At 62.4% G+C, this 19,186-nt stretch carries 16 protein-coding genes; 5 read left to right on the top strand and 11 right to left on the bottom strand.

Going from position 1 to position 19,186, the window contains the following annotated elements; genetic code table 11:
- The first annotated feature begins 62 nt into the window (after positions 1 to 62).
- Positions 63 to 1,355, top strand: a complete 1,293-nt coding sequence (locus tag HBE63_RS04055; protein WP_166903495.1) for an amidohydrolase family protein — start codon at positions 63 to 65, stop codon at positions 1,353 to 1,355.
- Positions 1,356 to 1,439: 84 nt separating this feature from the next.
- Positions 1,440 to 2,717 carry an ABC transporter substrate-binding protein gene (locus HBE63_RS04050; protein WP_166903493.1) on the top strand — a complete coding sequence of 426 codons (1,278 nt, stop codon included), beginning with the start codon at positions 1,440 to 1,442 and terminating at the stop codon, positions 2,715 to 2,717.
- Between the two features lie 497 nt (positions 2,718 to 3,214).
- Here the strand turns inward: HBE63_RS04050 and HBE63_RS04045 are convergent, their stop codons facing one another.
- Positions 3,215 to 4,045 (bottom strand): NAD(P)-dependent oxidoreductase, encoded by an 831-nt coding sequence (locus HBE63_RS04045; protein WP_166903491.1) that lies wholly within the window; start codon positions 4,043 to 4,045, stop codon positions 3,215 to 3,217.
- Positions 4,046 to 4,097: 52 nt separating this feature from the next.
- Positions 4,098 to 5,306, bottom strand: coding sequence for a cytochrome P450 (locus HBE63_RS04040; protein WP_166909346.1), 1,209 nt, complete (start codon positions 5,304 to 5,306; stop codon positions 4,098 to 4,100).
- Between the two features lie 415 nt (positions 5,307 to 5,721).
- On the opposite strand from HBE63_RS04040, the gene HBE63_RS04035 reads away from it, so the two are divergent.
- Positions 5,722 to 6,492, top strand: a complete 771-nt coding sequence (locus tag HBE63_RS04035; protein ID WP_166903489.1) for an SDR family oxidoreductase — start codon at positions 5,722 to 5,724, stop codon at positions 6,490 to 6,492.
- An 84-nt stretch (positions 6,493 to 6,576) separates the two neighbouring features.
- Here the strand turns inward: HBE63_RS04035 and HBE63_RS04030 are convergent, their stop codons facing one another.
- From HBE63_RS04030 to HBE63_RS04020, 3 genes are all read right to left on the bottom strand, one after another.
- Entirely contained in the window at positions 6,577 to 7,380 is an 804-nt protein-coding gene (locus HBE63_RS04030; protein WP_166903486.1) for a TetR/AcrR family transcriptional regulator, read from the bottom strand.
- 44 nt (positions 7,381 to 7,424) lie between these two features.
- Positions 7,425 to 8,495 (bottom strand): YCF48-related protein, encoded by a 1,071-nt coding sequence (locus HBE63_RS04025; protein WP_166903484.1) that lies wholly within the window; start codon positions 8,493 to 8,495, stop codon positions 7,425 to 7,427.
- Positions 8,496 to 8,689: 194 nt separating this feature from the next.
- Positions 8,690 to 10,195, bottom strand: a complete 1,506-nt coding sequence (locus HBE63_RS04020; protein WP_166903483.1) for an AMP-binding protein — start codon at positions 10,193 to 10,195, stop codon at positions 8,690 to 8,692.
- Positions 10,196 to 10,608: 413 nt separating this feature from the next.
- On the opposite strand from HBE63_RS04020, the gene HBE63_RS04015 reads away from it, so the two are divergent.
- A complete protein-coding gene (locus HBE63_RS04015; RefSeq protein ID WP_208301295.1) occupies positions 10,609 to 12,159 on the top strand; it encodes a class I adenylate-forming enzyme family protein in 1,551 nt (516 codons plus the stop codon).
- Here HBE63_RS04015 and HBE63_RS04010 read toward each other — a convergent pair.
- The 6 genes from HBE63_RS04010 to HBE63_RS03985 all read right to left on the bottom strand — a co-directional run bounded on the left by HBE63_RS04010 (position 12,130) and on the right by HBE63_RS03985 (position 17,594).
- Positions 12,130 to 12,873: an SDR family NAD(P)-dependent oxidoreductase gene (locus HBE63_RS04010; RefSeq protein ID WP_166903479.1), complete on the bottom strand. Its 744-nt coding sequence runs from the start codon at positions 12,871 to 12,873 to the stop codon at positions 12,130 to 12,132. The two genes, HBE63_RS04015 and HBE63_RS04010, sit on opposite strands and share 30 nt — an antisense overlap.
- Before the next feature lie 113 nt (positions 12,874 to 12,986).
- The gene (locus HBE63_RS04005) at positions 12,987 to 13,790 is read right to left on the bottom strand and encodes an enoyl-CoA hydratase/isomerase family protein (protein ID WP_208301294.1); all 804 of its coding nucleotides are present in this window, start codon (positions 13,788 to 13,790) and stop codon (positions 12,987 to 12,989) included.
- 33 nt (positions 13,791 to 13,823) lie between these two features.
- Complete coding sequence (locus tag HBE63_RS04000) at positions 13,824 to 14,972, bottom strand: thiolase family protein (RefSeq protein WP_166903477.1); 1,149 nt, start codon at positions 14,970 to 14,972, stop codon at positions 13,824 to 13,826.
- Positions 14,965 to 15,369, bottom strand: coding sequence for a Zn-ribbon domain-containing OB-fold protein (locus HBE63_RS03995; protein WP_166903475.1), 405 nt, complete (start codon positions 15,367 to 15,369; stop codon positions 14,965 to 14,967). The genes HBE63_RS04000 and HBE63_RS03995 overlap by 8 nt, the downstream gene beginning before the upstream one ends.
- Before the next feature lie 59 nt (positions 15,370 to 15,428).
- Entirely contained in the window at positions 15,429 to 16,667 is a 1,239-nt protein-coding gene (locus tag HBE63_RS03990; RefSeq protein WP_166903474.1) for an amidohydrolase family protein, read from the bottom strand.
- A gap of 54 nt (positions 16,668 to 16,721) precedes the next feature.
- Complete coding sequence (locus tag HBE63_RS03985; protein WP_166903472.1) at positions 16,722 to 17,594, bottom strand: alpha/beta hydrolase; 873 nt, start codon at positions 17,592 to 17,594, stop codon at positions 16,722 to 16,724.
- Positions 17,595 to 17,700: 106 nt separating this feature from the next.
- On the opposite strand from HBE63_RS03985, the gene HBE63_RS03980 reads away from it, so the two are divergent.
- On the top strand, positions 17,701 to 19,185 hold the full coding sequence (locus HBE63_RS03980; RefSeq protein ID WP_166903470.1) for an aldehyde dehydrogenase: 1,485 nt from the start codon (positions 17,701 to 17,703) through the stop codon (positions 19,183 to 19,185).
- The last annotated feature ends 1 nt before the right edge of the window (position 19,186 follow it).

Here is a 19,186-nt window from a genome sequence, read left to right as displayed (position 1 = left end):
CGACATACGCGTGTCGGCCTGCCGAATGACTCCTAAAATCCATCCACTCGAAAGGACCTGCCGTGCACAAGGACGACATGATTCTGATCTCGGTCGATGATCACATCATTGAACCGCCGAACATGTTCACGAATCACTTGCCGGCGAAGTACGTCGACGAGGCGCCGCGGTTGGTACATAACCCTGACGGCAGCGATACGTGGCAGTTCCGGGACACAGTGATCCCGAACGTGGCCTTGAACGCGGTCGCCGGCCGGCCCAAGGATGAGTACGGCCTGGAACCCCAGGGGCTCGATGAGATCCGCAAAGGCTGCTATGACGCCGCCGAGCGGGTCAAGGACATGAACGCCGGCGGAGTCCTGGCCACGATGAACTTTCCGTCGTTCCCAGGTTTCGCGGCCCGACTGTTCGCCACCGACGATTCCGATTTCTCGTTGGCATTGGTACAGGCCTACAACGACTGGCATATCGACGAATGGTGCGGAGCGCATCCGGGCCGATTCATCCCGATGGCGTTGCCGGTGATCTGGGATGCCGAGTTGTGCGCCCAGGAAGTGCGGCGGGTATCGAAGAAGGGTGTTCACTCGTTGACGTTCAGCGAGAACCCGGCTGCCCTGGGCTATCCGAGCTTTCACGATGACTATTGGACGCCGTTGTGGGAGGCGTTGGTCGAGACCGAGACGGTGATGAACGTCCACATCGGCTCTTCGGGCAAGCTGTCGATCCCGGCTCCGGATTCGCCGATGGATGTGATGATCACCTTGCAGCCGATGAATATCGTCCAAGCCGCGGCGGATCTACTGTGGTCCAAGCCGATCAAGACCTACCCCGATCTGAAGATCGCCCTCTCCGAGGGCGGGACCGGCTGGATTCCGTACTTCCTGGAACGGGTGGACCGCACCTACGACATGCACTCGACCTGGACTCATCAGGACTTCGGCGGGAAACTTCCCTCCGAAGTATTCAGGGAGCATTTCATGACATGCTTCATCTCCGATCCGGTCGGGGTGAAACTGCGCCACGAGATCGGGGTGGACAACATCTGCTGGGAGATGGACTATCCGCATTCTGATTCGATGTGGCCCGGCGCCCCAGAGGAACTCGACACCGTATTCAAAACGTACGACGTGGCTGATGACGAGATCAACAAGATGACCCATGAAAACGCGATGAAGCTGTATCACTTCGAACCGTTCACCCACATCCCCAAAGACCAAGCCACCGTCGGGGCACTGCGCGCACAAGCCCAAGGGCACGACGTGTCCATCCAGGCACTGAGCCACGAACGCACCGGTGAGCAAACCACATTCGCCGAATTCGCGGCCAAGGCCGCGGAGATGTCCGGCGCCAAATAGGGAACATCCACACTCGACACCTCTCAACCCGAGTCGCCCCGGCGACATAAGAGACGTCGTGATCACTCAATGAGGGGAACAACGTTGTCCACCGTTACCGCGAGAGCCGAATGCAGCATCCAAGGTGCCGCCACACTGGGCACCAAGCCGCACCCATCGGTGGAGCAGGCGAAGCTCCTCGACACTGAGGACCGAATCATCATCAGACCGGTCGCCAGTGGCCGTGAGCTTGCGAATGAGGCGTTCGAACCCATCCGCATCGGATTCATGTCGGAAATCCCTGGGGGCAGTGATATCGGCCTCGGCGTGTTCTTGGACCCGCTCATCCTGGCCTTCGAAGACGCGATCAACGAGGGCCGCCTCAAACGCGGAATCGAACTGCTCCCGCTGCACGTGAACGGTCTGCCGGCCGGTTCGGCAAAGAACGTGAAGCAGGCATACCTAGAGTTGGTCGATGCCGGATGCGTTCTCGTCCTGTCAATCGGGGTGACCGACAATGCGTTGGTTCTCTGCGATCTCGTCAACGAGTCGAAGGTGCCTTACATCACGATGGGTGGCACCACGCGATTCGTTGGACCGCACTGCTTTTCGCTGCCCAATGGTGGCCACGGCGAGGAAATAGCGATCGTCGCCGCCTACTGTGCCAGCCAGGGCTACCGCAAGGTCGTGTTGACCGGTGAGCGCTCCCCCGGCGACACCGAGTATCAGATGTTCTTCCGCGAGCAGGCCCGCCTGTACGGCATCGAGATCCTCAAGGAGCACTACTTCGACCAGCGGCCCACCGAGGACGAGCTCGACGCCGGCTTCCGCCAGATCCGCGAGCTGGGCCCAGATGCCCTGGTGTATGCGGGCTTTGGGTGGAACAGCTCGCAGATCAATCCCTCCCTTGAGCGGATCGGCTGGGACCCGCCCAAGGTGATGAACGCCGCGATCATGTGGGCGCTTGGCAGCGAAGCCTGGGCCGATGCGCTCGACGGCTGGGTTGGCATCGAGCAGACGCTGGGCGATCACGAGGCCATTGAGAAGAACCGCAACTGGGGACCTGCGCTCGATCGGTTCGAGAAGCGGTTCGGCTACCGCATGGACAACACCGTCTTCGCGTTGATTTACGACCAGGGCCGAACGGCCGCTGAGGCGATCAACAACGCTCCGCTGCTGACCGGAGAGGGCATCTCCGCCGGCCTCGAACGCATCAAGCTGATGCCGTCCGTGCTCGGCGGTCCCCGCACCTACATCGAGTTCGGGCCGTACAACCACCGTGGATACAAGGGCGACTTTCTCTTCCTCAAGCAGTTGCGCGACCGCAAGTTCCACTTCACGTCGTACCACTGGCCGGAGTGGACCAGCAACAGGACAAGCTAGCGCAGGGTGCCTGAAGCAACTGGGTCGGCTCCGGCGTGCCCCAGTTGCATCCACCAGAGTGGTGTTTGAGTCGGGTCTGATCAGCGGTGGCGGCTGGGCCACGCCAAGAATCTGTAATGTCCGCTACCACCATCCATTTGGTCCGTCCGGGCAGAACCGGCTACCCACCAGATCAGCAGGCCATTGACGACGGCAGGTGTCGTACTAGGTGGACGGCGCGACGTGACACCGTGTGCGAACAACACGCAGATCGGATCGACGCCGTACTGCAGTTTATGAGTGTCGAGGCATTCGACGGTCACCGATCGCGGCAGCTGAGCTCCGTCGCGCGGAACTCGACTGCCATATCACTTCTCACCCCCGGGGGCGATTCAATCTGCGTACCATGAGGGCATTAGATGGTCATGCCGTCAAAGACCCTGCGTTTGCGGCAATACGGCTGGAGGTCACTGCCTACCGGCGCTGCCGACGATGAGATCCGCGGACGGTGACCGGTGTCAATGGGCCGCGGCTGTCTGGGACGTCAGTTCGAGCGGGCCGTCCTGCACTACCGCTGCCAGCAGCGCTAGATCGGCACCGACCTCATCCGCCTGCAGTTTGGCGGCAGCCATGTCCTTGCGTAGAAATGGCGCGACCAACGTCGCGAACTGGTCGACTCCCCCGGCTGCCTGAACATATGACGCCGCGCGACTCCCACCGCTGGACACAGCTAGTGCCGCGAGAAGTGCCGCAGGGGCAACATCGAGCTGCCGGCCGATATCGGTGGCCACCGCCACCAACTGGGCGTTGGCCGCAAACAACGCGTTGTTGATCAGCTTGAGATTCAACGCGCTACCCAAATCGCCGGCAGCGATGATGTTTTCGGCGTAGGCGCGGATGACAGGGGTGACCTGTTCCACCGCACCGGCGGGACCGCCGATCAGTACGGTGAGTTTACCCGCCAAGATGTCGTCGGCGCTGCCGCTGATCGGCGCATCCAGAATCGTCGGTGGTGAAGGCGATTCTGCAGCAATGGATTTGAGTGTAGATAGATTACCTGTGGTATGCGATACGAAGATCGAACCAGGTTTGGCACTGGATATAAATCCGTCAGACCCCGAAGCAGCGTCCGTCAACTGGCTGTCGGAGAAGAAGCATCCGAACAGTATGTCGCTCTTTGCCGCCACGTGTGGGATCGAATCAGTAACCGCCGCACCCGCCTTGGCAAGGCGATCCCGGACATCGTCACGGCGGGCGAACAGTACTACGTCGTGGCCAGCAGCGAGCAGGCGCACTACCATAGGTTCGCCCATTTGCCCAGCGCCGATGAATCCAATTGTCTCAGCCATCGCTACCCGTTCATTCCGTCGTCTACAAAGGGCCTTCGAGCACCTGCCACTGTCACAGCGCGCGCACCGGGACGTTCGCGTAACCGCGGACGTTCGTCATATGGACACGCTGCAGGCCGGCACGGTCGACCGTGTATTTGGGGATCAGATCGAGCAGAGTCTCGATCGCGATGCGGCTCTCCATGCGGGCCAGCGCCGCCCCCAGACAACTATGGATTCCGTATCCGAAGGATAGGTTGTATCCGAAAGGTCGCTCGCGATCGACGTCAAACCTGTCGGCGTTGGGGAAGACCCGGTCATCGCGCATCGCCGAACCGATGAGCAACATGACGGAACTGCCCGCCGGGATCGTGGTGCCGTGCAGCGTGACGTCCCGCGTGCTGTAGCGCACGTTGTAGTGATTCGGAGGCTCGTATCGAAGGAGCTCCTCGACCGCGGCGGTGACCTTGCTGCGGTTGTCGAGCAGTTTCTGCCATTCACCGGGGTTGTCGGCAAAGATCACGGCGGCATTGCCGACCAGCTTGGCGACGGTTTCGGCTCCAGCCGCGCCGAGCAAGGTGGCGAATCCGGCGATTTCGAGATCGTCTAGTGATCTGAGCTCCCCGTCGTCATCGGTGATCTCGGCGCGAGTCAGGTGACTGATCATGTCTTCTCGCGGCTCGACGTGCCGAAGCTGAGCGAGTCGGTGGTAGTAGTCCCATAGCGCGATGATCGACTCAAGCGTCTCTTGCGATGCGTCTGGCGAGCCAGATTCGGGCGCAAGCGCTTTGTCGACCCAGATGCGCACCTGCGCGCGATCCTCAGGGGGAACGCCAAGCATGGTGGTAATGATCTGGATCGGGAACAACGCTGAGAAATCTTCGACCGCGTCAAACGACGTCGGATCGACCTTCTCTGCGACTGTGCGAATCTGATCGCGCACCATTGATTCCAACAACTCCATGGCGCGGGGAGTGAAGGCCTTGCTGACCAGCTTGCGCATCCGATGGTGCTCCGGCGGATCCATCGTGATGATGAACTTTGGAACCTCCTCCCCTTGCCTGGTGGCTTCGATCATGTCCAGGTTGAAACCACTGGCAGATGAGTAGGTTTCGAAGTCCTTGTAGGCCGGCGCGACATCTTCGTAGCGGGATAGCGCATAGAAGTTGTGGGTCGCGTTGTAGTAGACCGGCGCTTCATCGCGCAGACGTCGGTAGGTTTCGTACGGCGAGTCGAAGAAGTCGTCGGAATACGGGTCGAACTCAATGGGACTTCCTGACACGGCCGGGCTCGCTACCGTCAACGTACCTCTCCTCTGTATCCGAGTTCGGCCGCGAACCACTGTGCGGCCCTGGAAATGCCCGGCTCGCTGGCTGACCGAGCGGGTCTGTCTTTGATCTTTTGTCCTCGGATTTCAAACTTGAGAACATTGCATAGACTATGCGATGTGATCCGAGTCACGCAATATGGATGCGTCTGCAGTCGCGGGGCGGGCCCCGCAGCCTGTTGATACTGCCGGGATGCGGCCCGCAGGCTGGTGGGCCGACGTATACGCCTAGGCACGCCCGTATGGTATCAATATTGTCCCGTGCCGGTAACTTAATTTTCCACATTGGGTATTGTCGGTTTGGCATACAGATTGCACCCGATCAGGCTCCGCTCCGAGCCTGAGAGTCAACTTGAATGAGGAGGACCCTGTGTCGTTCGAGGGAAGCGTTGCCCTGGTAACCGGCGGAACCGGCGGGCTCGGCGCGGCGACTGTCCGCCGGCTACACGCCGCCGGTGCGACCGTTGTCATCGCCGATCTCGACGATGCGAAGGGAGCCGCGCTTGCCGACGAGCTGGGTGGCGGGGTGGCGTACGTTCGCACCGACGTCCTAGATGACGAGTCCGTGCAAGCCGCTTTGAGTAAGGCCGACGACCTGGGTGTCTTGCGCTATGCGGTGATCGCTCACGGTGGTTTCGGTGTCGCTGAGCGGATACTCAAGCGTGACGGCAACCCGGCCGGGCTGGATGGCTTCAAGACGACGTTGGATCTTTATCTCACTGGCACGTACAACGTGTTGCGGCTGACCGCCGCCAAACTCGGCATGGCCGATCTCGACGAACGTGGGGAACGCGGCGCGATCGTGATGACCGCCTCGATAGCAGGATACGAGGGGCAGATCGGCCAGTCGGCGTATTCCGCAGCAAAGGGCGGGGTGATCTCATTGACCTTGGCCGGCGCTCGCGACCTCGGTTCCGTCGGTATCCGGGTGAACACTATCGCGCCCGGAACGATCCGTACCCCGATACTTGAGCAGATCGGCGAAGAGGGCCTCAAGAAGTTCGCTGAGGCGGTGCCATTTCCGAAGCGTCTCGGCACACCAGCCGAATACGCCAGCCTGGCGCAGCACCTGCTGGAGAACACTTACATCAACGGCGAAGTCGTGCGGATGGACGGCGCGCAGCGATTCCAACCTCGCTGAGTCGGCCCGCCGGGTCCATCTTCAGCGGTAGCGGGGCCCCGGCACAGCGCGTCGCGTCAACATGAAATTGGACTGCTGCGCCACCTAATTGGCCACAGAATTGCTCTTGCGCGGCCGACGCGGCGCTTCCTCCGCCGCGCCACCTGGGGCGTCGAGCCCCGAGATGCCGCTGAGGCAGAATTGCCAGACCTCTTCAGGCGTGGGTGGCGGATCGATGACGGGAGAGCCAAGGACCATCACCTGAGTCGAGCTGACGACCATCTGCAGGACCAGTCCCGCCATCCGCCGATGGCTCGCGGTTTCGACCCCGCCCGGAGAGGTGGCTTCCACCAGCAGCTTCGTCAGGTAGGCCAGCACGCCTGCATACGAATGGCGCAGTTCTTCAGGGTGCTTTACCTGCAGCTGCATGAACTGCTCGATGAGTAGCCGCCCGACCGCATACCGGGGTGAGCCGGTGTGTGCGCGATTGAGGATGCCGAACACGAAGGCCTTGAGTCGCTCGCGCGGGTCCTCCTCGGCAGCTACAAGAGGACGCAGCGCACGGTTGTCCTCCCGCTGTACCTGTTCGAACATAGCGACAAGGAGCTCCTCCTTGCTGCTGAAGTACTGATAGTAGGTCCGGGTGGAGATGCGCATGTCATTCACGAGCTCTTGGACCGTAAAGTCCTGTCCCCCCTGGCGTTCCACGAGTGCCAGTGCGGCCTTCACGAAGGCGGCGCTACGCTTTTCGGCCGCTGCCCGCGAGCGCCCCAGGGACCGTTCCACCGCCTTCGACTGCCAATTCGGCGGTGACAATTCGTCGTCGAACTCGTCCTCGGGCTCCGACTCTTTTGTCGCGCTCTTCCGCGGGCTTGCTTTCCGTTTTCTCGGTTCTTCAGTCGTGGGCACTGAGCAACTCACCGTTCTGTGGGACCGCTGTTGGTGTATCGACTTTACGCGACAGTCGGCAACCAGCAGATCGCCCGGACCTCGGAGAATTCGCGTCGGAACTTCGTCCATGTGCGTCCGGCGTCGGTGGATCCGAACAACATTCCCAGATGCGTGCACGCCACGATCGTCTCAGGGTCACTCGGATGCTGGCCAAGGGCCCACATCGGCGAGTTGCACTCGTCGGGCAGGTTCGCGGTCTCCCAGGTTTGACCCCGGTCACGGGTGATCTGAACAGCGCCGACCTCGCCCGCGACGCTGTCGCCGGTCGCGACGAAAATGGTGTTCGGGTCGTCCAGCTTGACCGCGATATCACGGTGATACTGCGCGGGGAAGGTCTGCTTGATCGGGTAGTCGGTCCATGTCTTGCCGACGTCGTCACTGGAGTAGAGACCATCTGGCGTGCTCACCAACATGGTCGCGGGATCACCATCGAGGAATCGGCCGTAGTGGCAGTCCAGCCGACCGTCTTCGCCCCACACTGCACCGTTCGGCGGGGGGCTGGCGATGTTCGTCATCACCTGGTCCCACGTGTCACCGCCGTCCAGGGACAGATAGACACCGCCGATCTCCACCGTCGTGAGGATGATGTTGGTGTCGTCGGGGTTTATCGAGATCGACGTAATGCGGGTCAGCCCGATTCCACGGCAGTAGACGTCGACGTCGAGAGATAGCCGCTCAAAGCTGGCCCCGGCATTCTCGGTCCGATAGATGGCGCCGGGCCGCGAGCCGGCAAACCAGCGGCCGGGCACGTTGGGGTCGAACGCGAATCGCCACACCTCGACCTGGTGCGGGAAGCCCGGTAACGGCACCCAGGTCGCCCCGCCGTCATGGCTTTCAATGATGGCGTGGGAACTGCCCACCACCGGGGAGTACGGCGTGGCATTGAAGCCCATTCCCGCCACAACGTGTGCTGGATCGTGCGGATCGACGGCGAGCCCTTTAACCAGGGTGTCCACCGTGTTGTACGGCCGACCACTGGTGTTCTTCGGACGCCCAAAGGAAGCCCCACCGTCGGTACTGCGCCAGAGCCCGTCGCCGATGGTGCCGACGACTATGGTGTAGTCGCTACCCATGCAAACCCCCTTTGGGTAATTCAATTTTCCTTACAGGATACTATCGTGACCATTGGTCAACGGTCAACGTGCCGCGGGAATCGATGGGCGGCGAGGCAACGCTGGATGTGCAGCTTTCCTGACCGACTCCGGCCAGATGGCAGCGATTTCAGCCTGGTGCACTGGGTGCCGGTCGAATGGTGATCGCGCCACCATCAGATCGCACGGCCGGCCGCCTTCCAATAGAGTTCACGCAGGACCCGCTTACGCAGTTTTCCGGTTGGTTCGCGAGGCAGGGTCTCGACCACGTCGATACGGCTGGGACACTTGCCCGACGCCAACCGCGACCGACAATGGTCAAGCACATCGGCGGTATCGATCGCACCACGCGCCTCGACGATGGCCAGGACGGCTTCGCCGTAGTCGTCGTCGGGCATACCGATCACCGCCGCATCCTGGACGTCGGGGTGCTCGGTAAGCACCGCCTCAACCTCCGATGAGGAGATGTTGACACCACCTCTGACGATAATGTCCTTCACCCGGTCGGTAAGAAAGAGGTATTGATCCTCGTCCAGGTAGCCCATTTCACCGATGGTGAACCACTCCCCCTGCCACGCGTCCGCGGTGGCGTCGGGTGCGTCCGCGTAGACGAACCGACGCGCTGGATCAGGTTCGTGGCGAAACACTCGTCCTACGACACCTGGAGGCGACGGATTGCCTGCCTCGTCCAGGATGCTGATATCCCGACCAGGCATCGAGCGCCCCACGCTGCCAGGCTTTTTCAACCATTCGTCGGGACCGATGATTGTGAAGGTGCCTTCAGTCCCCCCGTACATCTCCCAGACTGCGTTCGGAAACAACTCGATGATCTGACGTTTGAGGGCGGGAGCAACCGGGCTGGCCGAGTGCACCACGAACCGTACAGAGGACAGGTCGTAGCTGCTGATCACTTCGGGTTCAAGTTTGAGAATGCGCACAAAATGGATCGGCGCCATGGAGATCGATGTCACCCGCTCGCGCTCAATCAGTTCCAGAGCAGTTGCGGCGTCAAACCCGCGCATCATCACCACGGTGTGCCCCCAGTCGAGGGCGGCATGGGTAAATAGCCTCGGCTGCGCGTGGTACATCGGTGCCACACACAGATGTATCCCGGTACTGAAGTCGACCGGAAACTGTTCAAGCCACGGGCCGGGATCGTGTACGGATGAACCGTCGGGTGAATCGTTGCGCCTCAGAGACTTCGGCCGCCCTGTGGTGCCCGAGGTGTAGGAGACCACCCGCTCGACAAGGGGTGCCGCATGTGCGCCTGGCGCCACGCTGGGATACGCGCCAATGCGCTGCTTCCATTCACCCCAGCTGAGCGTCGGTACAGGTGTCGAGCTGCGAGCACCATCGTCTTCCATGAAGAGGACCGACATAGCCGCGTCTTTGACGAGGTAGTCCAGTTCGTCGGAGGTCGACCGATACGCGAAGGGCACCATCACCGCATCGCTCAGCCACGCCGCAAGGTTGATCTCGAGGTACTCGATCCGATTTCGCATCGCCAGCCCGACCCGCGCGCCGGGGCCAACCCCGAGGTCTGCCAGCAACTGCGCACCACGGCTTGCGTTGGCGTAAAGCTGCCCGAAGCTGTGGCGGGCCCCGTCGATGATGACCGCGTCTCGGCCGTGATGTAGGGCGGCCCACCGCGGCACGCCGAGAGGGCCCGTCGGGTCGGCCATCACGGCTCCTTGTTTCCGAGCACGGCAGCGTCCACACCCGAGCCGTCCATAAACTCCGACCCGCCAACGGCTTTGGAGCACGGCCGCGAAACACAGATCGCTGCGGCAGCCGCAGCGATATCAGGCATCTCCGAGATACTCCAGCGCGTCTGGCACCCGCAGCGCCCGGAACGTCGGCCGATGGCCCACGGAGATTGGAACATGTAGGCGACGATATTGGTTCCAGTGAAAAATTGTCAAACCATTATTGGAAACTATAATTTTCCAGTTGTATCCGTACACCACCGTCAGTTGCCCACCCAAGACCGGCCAGATAGGTTTCGAACCAGATGAACGATGCACTCGAAGATTCAGTTCTCCGACGGTGCGGAAGTGCCGAAACCGCTGAAGCAGCGCCGGCACTCATCGAGCTGATGGAGCGTCTGCACGCGACGCAGACGCTGGCCAGGTTTGTGCGGATGCTCGCCGACGCGTACGGCGACCGCCCTGCGGTAGACGACGAGGACGTGGTCCTGACGTATCGCCAACTCGTCGATCGTTCGAGCGAGCTGGCGCAGGGGCTGCTTTATCGCGGTATTGGCAAGGGCAGCCGTGTCGCGCTGATCTTCGCCAATGGTGCAGACTTCGCCGTCGCGATCGCTGCGGTCACCCGAATCGGTGCGATAGCTGTGCCGCTGAGCACCCTGTTGAAACCGCCAGAGCTGGCGCGGGTACTGCGCCACGGCGACATCCAGGCGGTCCTAGCCCAACAGGAGTACGCCGGACAAGACTTCGCCGCTAACCTCGCTTGCGCCTTGCCGTTGATTGAGGCATCGCGTGGCTTTCCGCTTTGCCTACCGGGAGCGCCATTTCTGCGCTGGGTCACGTTCCTCGACCGCTCGCCTGCACCGGCGTGGGCCCATGATCTGAGCTGGCTGCAATCGGCCGGCGCTGAGGGATTCAGCGACGAGCTGCTGGCCGCTGCCGAATCCGAAGTCCACCCCGAAGATCCCGCTCTGATGGTCTACACCTCTGGTCAGAGCGCCGAGCCCAAGGGCGTCGTGCACGGCCATCGGGGCATCCTGCAAAAGACACACTACCTGCGCGCGATATTCGGTTTCGAACCAGGCGATCGAGTCCCCGGTGAGCTGCCTTTCTTCTGGGTCGGTGGCATGGTCATGTCCTTGTTTCCTGTCTTCGACGCCGGCGGCACGGTCACGTGTCAGCGTGCGCCGGCTACCGACGCGCCGATTCTCGGTGCCATGGGCGCCAAGCGCCCGAACTTCCGGGCCCGCGGTGCCCGCGGCGCTCACATGAAAATGCTTGTGGGCCTTGGTATGACGGAGACATTTGGCCCCTATTCGTGGGGCGAGATCATGCCGGTGCCGGAACACCCCTTGTGCCCGCCTCTGGTCAGCTTCGAACCCGGCTACGACATCAAGGTTGTTGGCGCAGACGGCGACCCGGTTCCCGAAGGCGGCATCGGCGAGATCCTGCTTCGAGGTCCGACCATGATGCTCGGACTCCACAAGGTCGACACGGCGTCGACCTTCGACGCCGACGGCTTCTATCGGACAGGCGACCGCGTCGTGGTAGGAGCCGGACCACTGTACTTCGTCGGGCGGCTCGGCGACATGATCAAGGTGTCGGGCGCAAATGTGGCCCCCGCCGAGGTCGAACGCGAACTGTTGGCCATCGAAGGCATCATTGCCGCGCATGTGGTCGGCGTCGACGATGCCGACCGAGGTCAGATCGTCGGAGCAGCGGTGGTCGTCCAAGCGGGAGTGTTGCTTGAGCCCGTGGCTATCCGACAGGCGCTCAAAGACCGGCTCTCCAGCTACAAAGTGCCCAAAGTCCTGGCCATTCTCAGTGCCGCCGAGATACCCACCCTCCCGGCGGGAAAGATTGCCAAACGAGAGCTGGCTGCGATGCTCCGCCGCAGAGCCGGCACGGACCTACGCGGTCGAACCGCCATTGACCGGTAACACCTGACCGGTGATCCAAGCGGCCTCAGAGGACGCCAGGAAGACGACTGCAGCACCGGCATCCTCACCCGTCCCGAGTCGCCGACGCGGGATGGTCGCCGCCAACGACTCACCCCATTCGCCCGCGTTGTTGTTCATCGCGCCGAGTGCGACGCAGTTCACGGTGACGCCTGATTGCGCCACTTCCAGGGCGAGATGCTTGGAAAACGTCACCGCGGCGGCCTTCGATGCGCCGTATATCGAAACATTGGCGTCCATGCCGAATCTCGCCGCCTCCGACGAAATTGTCACGATCCTCCCCCAGCCTCGGTCGCACATGCCCCCGACGGTGGTGTGCACCGTGTTCAGCACCCCGAAAAGATTGACGTCGACGAAGCGACGCCAGTCCGCGCGGCCACTGAGCGCGAACGGTTTGACCGGAATACCGCCGGGCGGGATGCCCGCGTTGTTCACGACGATGTCGATCGGGCCGAGAGCGTCCGTGATGGCGTCGACTCCGGCCGCCACCGCACGGTAGTCAGTCACGTCGAATACGGTGCTGATCGCCGTGCCATTCGCGGCATGAATAGCGTCGACGGTGCGCTGGGCCCGGTCCTCCCGAAGGTCGTTGACTGCGACCAAAGCGCCCTGCCGCGCCAGCGCCGCTGCGATTCCGATACCTATGCCCCGCCCTGCGCCGGTGACGAGGGCGACGCGACCCGTTAGCTCGAACACCGTGCCATCGTACACCGATGAACTTTCTGGTTACCGGATATGAAAAATGCAATTACCGCTGGGCGCGGCGAGCCCGCTCGGAAGTGCGTAGCGCAGGTACACCTGCCGTGAAATCACTTCGGCCGCTTGGCGAAGAACGCGGCGCGGGCTTCGGCATGATCAGCACTTTGGAGCAGCATGACCTGTCCGTCCGCCTCAATGGCGAAGGCGGAGTCCAGATCCGTGGTGCGCGCCAGAGCCGCCTTGGTGAAAGCCACGGCAAGCGGTGGAGCGGCCGCGAAGCGCTTGGCTTCCTCCAGCGCGACCGTGAGCACGGACCTGTCTTCGGCGAATACGTCGACCAAGCCGTCGGCGGCGGCTTCTGAAGCCTTGAACGTCTCACCCACCATCATGATCTGCTTCGCCCTACCCATGTTGACGCGCTGCGGCAATGTCCACAGCAACGCCATATCCGGCATGAGACCCACCCGGGACTGCGAGGCGCCGAATACGGTCTGCGGATGCGCCACCACCATGTCGCAAGCGAGTGTCAACGCCAAACCGAGGCCGAGCGCATACCCCTCGACCGCGGCCACGGAAGGCTTCGACCCGGCGAATAGCAGGCGAATGATCCGTTGGCCGATTTCCAGTCGGCGACGAGAACCCACCGGATCGTCCGGACGCATCGATGACAGGTCGCCACCAGAGGAGAATGTGCCGCCGGCACCGGTCAATACGATCGCGCGGCAGGTGGCGTCGATCTGCAGGTCCTCTAGGACTGCCAGGAGCTCGCGACGCATCTCCATCGACATTGCATTGCGCTTCTCCACATGATTGAGCGTCACGACGGCGACCGCTCCATCCCGCGAGGTTTCCACGAAATTTGACATCATCTTCTTCCTGATATCGCCTTTGTCGTCGATCCCAATGTCCGCCAAAGGATTCGGATTCGATTGGCACGAGTCTGCCGCCTACCGCTGCAGTATCGTCACGGCGCAATTGCCGCCCGCGCCCAGAACGTGGGCCAGACCTACCTTGGCATCGAGCACTTGCCGAGGACCCCCCGTGCCGCGTAGCTGCGAGACCAGCTCCACGATCTGCCCCAGATGCGATGCACCGACCGGTTCCCCCTTGCTGATGAGTCCGCCGCTCATGTTCACCGGCATGGAGCCACCAATTTCGGTTTTGCCCTCATCGAGAAGGCGGCCGCCTTCGCCGGGAGCGCACAGACCCAGATCCTCATAGGCTTCGATTTCGCAGAAGGCGTCGGTGTCCTGCACCTCGAAACAGTCGATGCTCTCGGGACCGATGCCCGCCCGTTCGTAGGCCTGCTTGGCCGTCACACTGGTCGGGCCAGGGTTGTCTGCGATTGCGCTCATGCTGTCCGCCGGGCAACGAAAATCCGCCGAATACTGGGCAATGGTATGGGAAATCGCCGAGATGCTGATGGTCTTTCCCTGCGAGCCGAGTTGCCGGGCACGCTGGGCAGAAGCGATCACAACTGCGGCGGCACCATCGTTCGGCGCGCAGATTTCGAGCAGCCGGATCGGATCGCAGACCAACGGAGAGCTCAGTATGTCGTCCAGACTGAACTCCTTCTGATACATGGAATTCGGGTTGTGGACACTGTTCCGATGGTTCTTGAGAGCAACTTTCGCAATTTGTAACTCTGTGGTGCCGTAGTCGTGCATGTGACGCTGCGCCCGCATGGCCCAGTAGGCGGGGTTCACCGACGTCCCCAGCTCGATCTGCCAAGAGCTGTACAACATGGCGGGGTCCATGAATCCGCGCGGCATCTTCTCGCAGCCAAGTACCAGGGCGAGATCGATTTCGCCCGAACGGATCCCGAGTACCGCTTGGCGCATCGCCGCACCGCCGCTGGCGCACGCGGCTTCGATGTCTACGATGGATATGTCAGTGCTTCCCAGCCGGCGCAGAATGCGAGCTCCGGAAGTGGCGGGCAGATACATCCGCGATAAGTACGCGGCCTGGATCTGCGGCCACTCCACGCCCGCGTCGCGCAGCGCCGCTGCCGCCGCTTCGGCGCCCATCTCCTCGTAGGACTTGTCGAACCGGCCGAACGGATGCATACCGGTTCCGAGAATGACGACGTCAGACATGCAGCTCTCGTACGTTGGTCGGCTCGAAAGTGAAGGCCACGACATCGCGCTCCGGATCCCGGCGGACATATGGCTTGAAGCGGAGTTCCAGCCCGAATGTCAACCGGTCGACGCTGCATTCGATAGGCGACAGCACCCGCAGACCGTTCGGCAGCTCCACCAACCCCAGTACGAAGGGTACGAATGGTTCCGGCCCCCGGTAATCGCCCGGCGGCTTGTGGCGAACCACCGTGAAGCTCCAAAGGACGCCGCGGTCACTCAGCGACACTTCGCGCACCGTATCGCGACCGCAATTCGGGCAGACGTTGGACTTACCCAGCGACGTTTCGCCACAGGTCTCGCACTTGCTGCCGGCCAGCCTGACCTCGTCGAGACAGGACAGCGGCCCGTTCAGCAAACCCTCCCGAAGGGGTACACGATCGCGTACCGCGCCATCGTTCCGCCGCGACCGAGGGATCACTCGAGCCAATTCGTGACGAAGCGTCCGCCCTGCATGACCGAAATTTTCGCAGGATCGCCCAACAGCGTGATATCGGCGACGGGATCGCCATCGACGACCAGGAGATCGGCGAGCTTGCCGGGGGTTATGGTGCCGAACTCGTCACCCTTGCGCATCATCTCCGCGCCGTTCTTCGTCGCCCAGCCGATCACATCGTGCGCCGAGAGGCCCAGCTGGTTCACATACACAGCCAGTTCCTTGCCATTGTCGCCGTGAGGAGTCATCGCGGTACCGAAGTCGTCGCCGACCACCATCTTGACGCCGGCCGCTTGGGCACGCGCGAGCTTCTCCGCTGCACGCTCGAACCACTGACCTACCCCCCGCGCGGGGTCGTCCTTGTCTTTCTTGGCCGCATAGTATTGCGGCGCAATGCTTGCCATGTACAGGCTCGGCAGTAGGTACACATCCTGCTTGACCAAAAGTTCGATCACCTCGTCGTCTATGCCGCTGCCGTGATCGATGATGTCCACCCCTGCCTTCAGACAGGCCAGGATGGCGGGCTTGGTCACCACATGCGCACGGACCAGTTTGCCCTTGTCGTGCGCGGTGTTGCAGGCGGCTTCGATCTCGTCCTGTTGCATGTCCATGCCGCGCATGGGAACGCCATGTCCGCCTTGGGGGTAGATCTTGAGAAGGTCATTGCCTTCCTTGGCTTGGGCTCGCACAGCCCTGCGTACTTCGACGGGCCCGTCGACGATCGCCGCCAACCCAGTCATGCCGAAATTCCACCAGGACGGCTTCAGGTCCATGCCGCCGGCTGTGGGCACGATGTCCTGACCGCACGCCAGCAGTCGCGGCCCCGGCACGGTGCCTCTATTGATCAAATCCTTCAGTACACGGTCGATTTGGTGGATCGAGCCCGCTCCCGCAGCCGCGGTGAATCCTGCCTTCAGCGTGGCCTCGGCGTTGAGGGCCGCCAGCACCGCCACGTAGGTCGACGGGTAGGTCATCTCGAGACTGTGGAGATCGTCGGGATCAAAGTTCGGATAGCTCAGATGTGCGTGGCCGTCGATCATGCCGGGCATCAGAGATCGGCCGGCCAATGGGTATACCTGGTCGCCGGCAGTCGGCTCGGGAAGCGCGCTACCCCTGCCGACTGCGAGGATGAGCTCGCCCTCCACGACGACTGTGACATCAGCCTTGGCATCGCCGGTGCCGTCGATCAAATTCGCCCCGGTAAAGAACTGCCTGCTCATTTCATCTCCTCTGAATCGAAACTCCACAGTCCCACAACAACATTCGTTTGGCGATCAGGAGCTTGTCGGTTTGCCGAGGTGAGCGAGGAACCAGTCCCGTGCCGCGGTGCTGGTCCGCTTATATTCCTCGAAGTAGACCACCCGGTGGTCGCCGTTGACCATCACGAGCGACTTCGGTTCACGAGCCCGCGCATAGGCCTCGAGCTCGTCCTCGGTGAAGGTCATGTCGTCGTCGTCGGCAATGATCATGAGAAGAGGCGTCGGGCTGACTCTTTCGATGATGGAGGCGGGCTCGTACTCGGCGTAGAGCTCCATCGTGCGCAAGGTGACATCTTTGTCGAGGTGCGCGGAGCACTCGGGCGGCATGCGGGTGAACATGTTGTCGTCAGCGAGCGCCTGGACCATCGCGGGAGTGCCTCCGCGAGCGCGGTCAAGGCGGTCCTTATCGAATGCAACCCGCTTCTCCCGCAGCTGCGTGGGTGTGTTGCGCCGGATGTGGTTGCGCGAACCGCTGATCGTCGGGACTTGCGAAACGACACAACGCACCCGGCGGTCGACTGCCCCGACCGTAAGTACGTGCCCACCGCCGTAGCTGGTCCCCCAGATCCCAATTCGCTCGGCATCGACCTCGGGCCGATTGACGAGGTAGGTAATCGCGTCGCGGTAGGCCCGTTGCTGTGCAATCGGATCAAGTTCCCCACGGAGATGGCCTTCGCTATCACCGGAGTTGGGATAGTCAAAGGCCAGGGCTACAAAGCCGGCAGCTGCAAAGAACCCAGGGTAGTCGTGGTGCAGGAAGCCGTCCTTGATGCCGGTGAATCCGTGACCGAGCGCGATCGCCGGGAACGGGCCCGTTCCCTCGGGCAGGTAGAGCCAGGCCCGCAGGAGGACCCCCTCGGAGAGAAAATCTACGTCCTGGCGCTTCACCGGCTTCCCTTTCACTGGTCCAACCCGGTCGGGATATGATCGTTCCCCTATTGGGTCATGTCATTTTTCTTTTAGGGTAGTGTAACAGTCCAACAAGGGAGTCACTATGCAGATCCGGGCAGCTCACGAGGCCGCCGCAAGCAAGGCGTTGCCCGCGGCGGCACTGTTCATCGGCGGCGAACGCGTGACCACGGGGACCACGACGATGGATCGGCTGGATCCGACAACCGGTCGCGTCCTGGGCTCCTTCCCCGTCGCCGGCCCGGACGAAGTCGACCGTGCGGTACGTGCGGCGCGTCGTGCGTTTCCTGCGTGGCGGCGAATGGGTGCCGACCAGCGCCGCAGGCTGCTCTTCGATGCCGCAGCTCTACTGCAGGCCGCCGAAGAGGAGTTCAAGGTACTGGTCGCGCTGGAGACCGGAATGCCGCTGCAGCGCAGCAGCGTTCGCTCCGCAGTCGATTACCTCGAGTACTACGCGGGCTGGACGGACAAGATGGCCGGCGAGCTGGTCGCCAGCTATCCGCGGCAGGCACTGGATTACGTCCGCTACGAGCCTTACGGCGTCATCGCTTCGCTGATTCCCTGGAATGCACCTCTGATCACGGCCTGCAAGAAACTCGCCCCCGCGCTGGCGGCGGGTAACTGCGTGGTGCTCAAATCGCCCGAGCTGGGCCCATTCGCGCTGATGCGGCTGGCCGAGTTGTTCGCCCAAGCCGGGCTGCCGGACGGCGTGCTCAGCGTCCTGGCCGGCGGTCCCGAGGTGGGTCAAGCGCTGATCCGCCATCCGGACGTCAGCAAGGTGTCCTTCACCGGCGGCACCAGCACCGCCCGCAATGTGATGGCGATCGCGGCGGAATCGACCAAGCCGCTGATTCTCGAGCTCGGCGGCAAATCGGCGAACATCGTGTTCGCCGACGCCGATCTGGCGAGCGCGGCGCAGATGGCCGGACACATGGCCACGATCGCCAGTTCAGGCCAAGGTTGCCTATTCCCGACGCGCCTGCTCGTCCAGGACCAGGTCTATGACGAAATGGTCGACCGCGTCCGTGCGGTCGCCGAAGCCGCGACCATCGGGGACCCACTCGATCTGGCAGTCACGATGGGGCCGGTGATCAGTGCTCAGGCGTGCGACCGGATCCTCGGCTATGTCCAAGAAGCGACTGCCGCCGGTGCAGGAAAGCTCGTGACCGGCGGCGCGCGGGCCGGTGCCGACTTGGCGGATGGCTTCTTCGTCGAACCCACCGTGGTCGTTGACGTCGACAACAGCAGCCGCATCGCCCAAGAGGAGATATTCGGTCCGGTCTTGTGCGTCATCCCCTTCCACGACGACGAGGAGGCCGTTCGCATCGCGAACGACTCGCCGTACGCGCTCGCGGCTTACCTGCACACCAATGATCTGGGTCGCGCACACCGCGTCGTCGATGATCTCGACGCCGGCTACGTGAGCATCAACTCGTTCCCGTCGATGACCGCGACCGCACCGTTCGGTGGAAGCAAAGCCAGCGGCTTCGGCAGAGAAGGCGGCCGCGTCGGCATCGAAGAATTCCTGCAGACCAAGAACGTCTACGTCTCGCTTGAACAGAGGAGTTGAA

Origin of the sequence: Mycobacterium sp. DL440, from assembly GCF_011745145.1 — a bacterium.
Classification (GTDB): domain Bacteria; phylum Actinomycetota; class Actinomycetes; order Mycobacteriales; family Mycobacteriaceae; genus Mycobacterium.
Note: the sequence above shows the minus strand (reverse complement) of the source record. Positions and strands in the feature narration are given on the sequence as shown.

Coding starts and splice junctions, on each gene's coding strand:
- HBE63_RS03980 (WP_166903470.1), top strand. CDS start 17,701: ATGCAGATCCGGGCAGCTCACGAGGCCGCCGCAAGCAAGGCGTTGCCC.
- HBE63_RS04000 (WP_166903477.1), bottom strand. CDS start 14,972: ATGTCTGACGTCGTCATTCTCGGAACCGGTATGCATCCGTTCGGCCGG.
- HBE63_RS03990 (WP_166903474.1), bottom strand. CDS start 16,667: ATGAGCAGGCAGTTCTTTACCGGGGCGAATTTGATCGACGGCACCGGC.
- HBE63_RS04045 (WP_166903491.1), bottom strand. CDS start 4,045: ATGGCTGAGACAATTGGATTCATCGGCGCTGGGCAAATGGGCGAACCT.
- HBE63_RS04025 (WP_166903484.1), bottom strand. CDS start 8,495: ATGGGTAGCGACTACACCATAGTCGTCGGCACCATCGGCGACGGGCTC.
- HBE63_RS04015 (WP_208301295.1), top strand. CDS start 10,609: ATGGAGCGTCTGCACGCGACGCAGACGCTGGCCAGGTTTGTGCGGATG.
- HBE63_RS04020 (WP_166903483.1), bottom strand. CDS start 10,195: ATGGCCGACCCGACGGGCCCTCTCGGCGTGCCGCGGTGGGCCGCCCTA.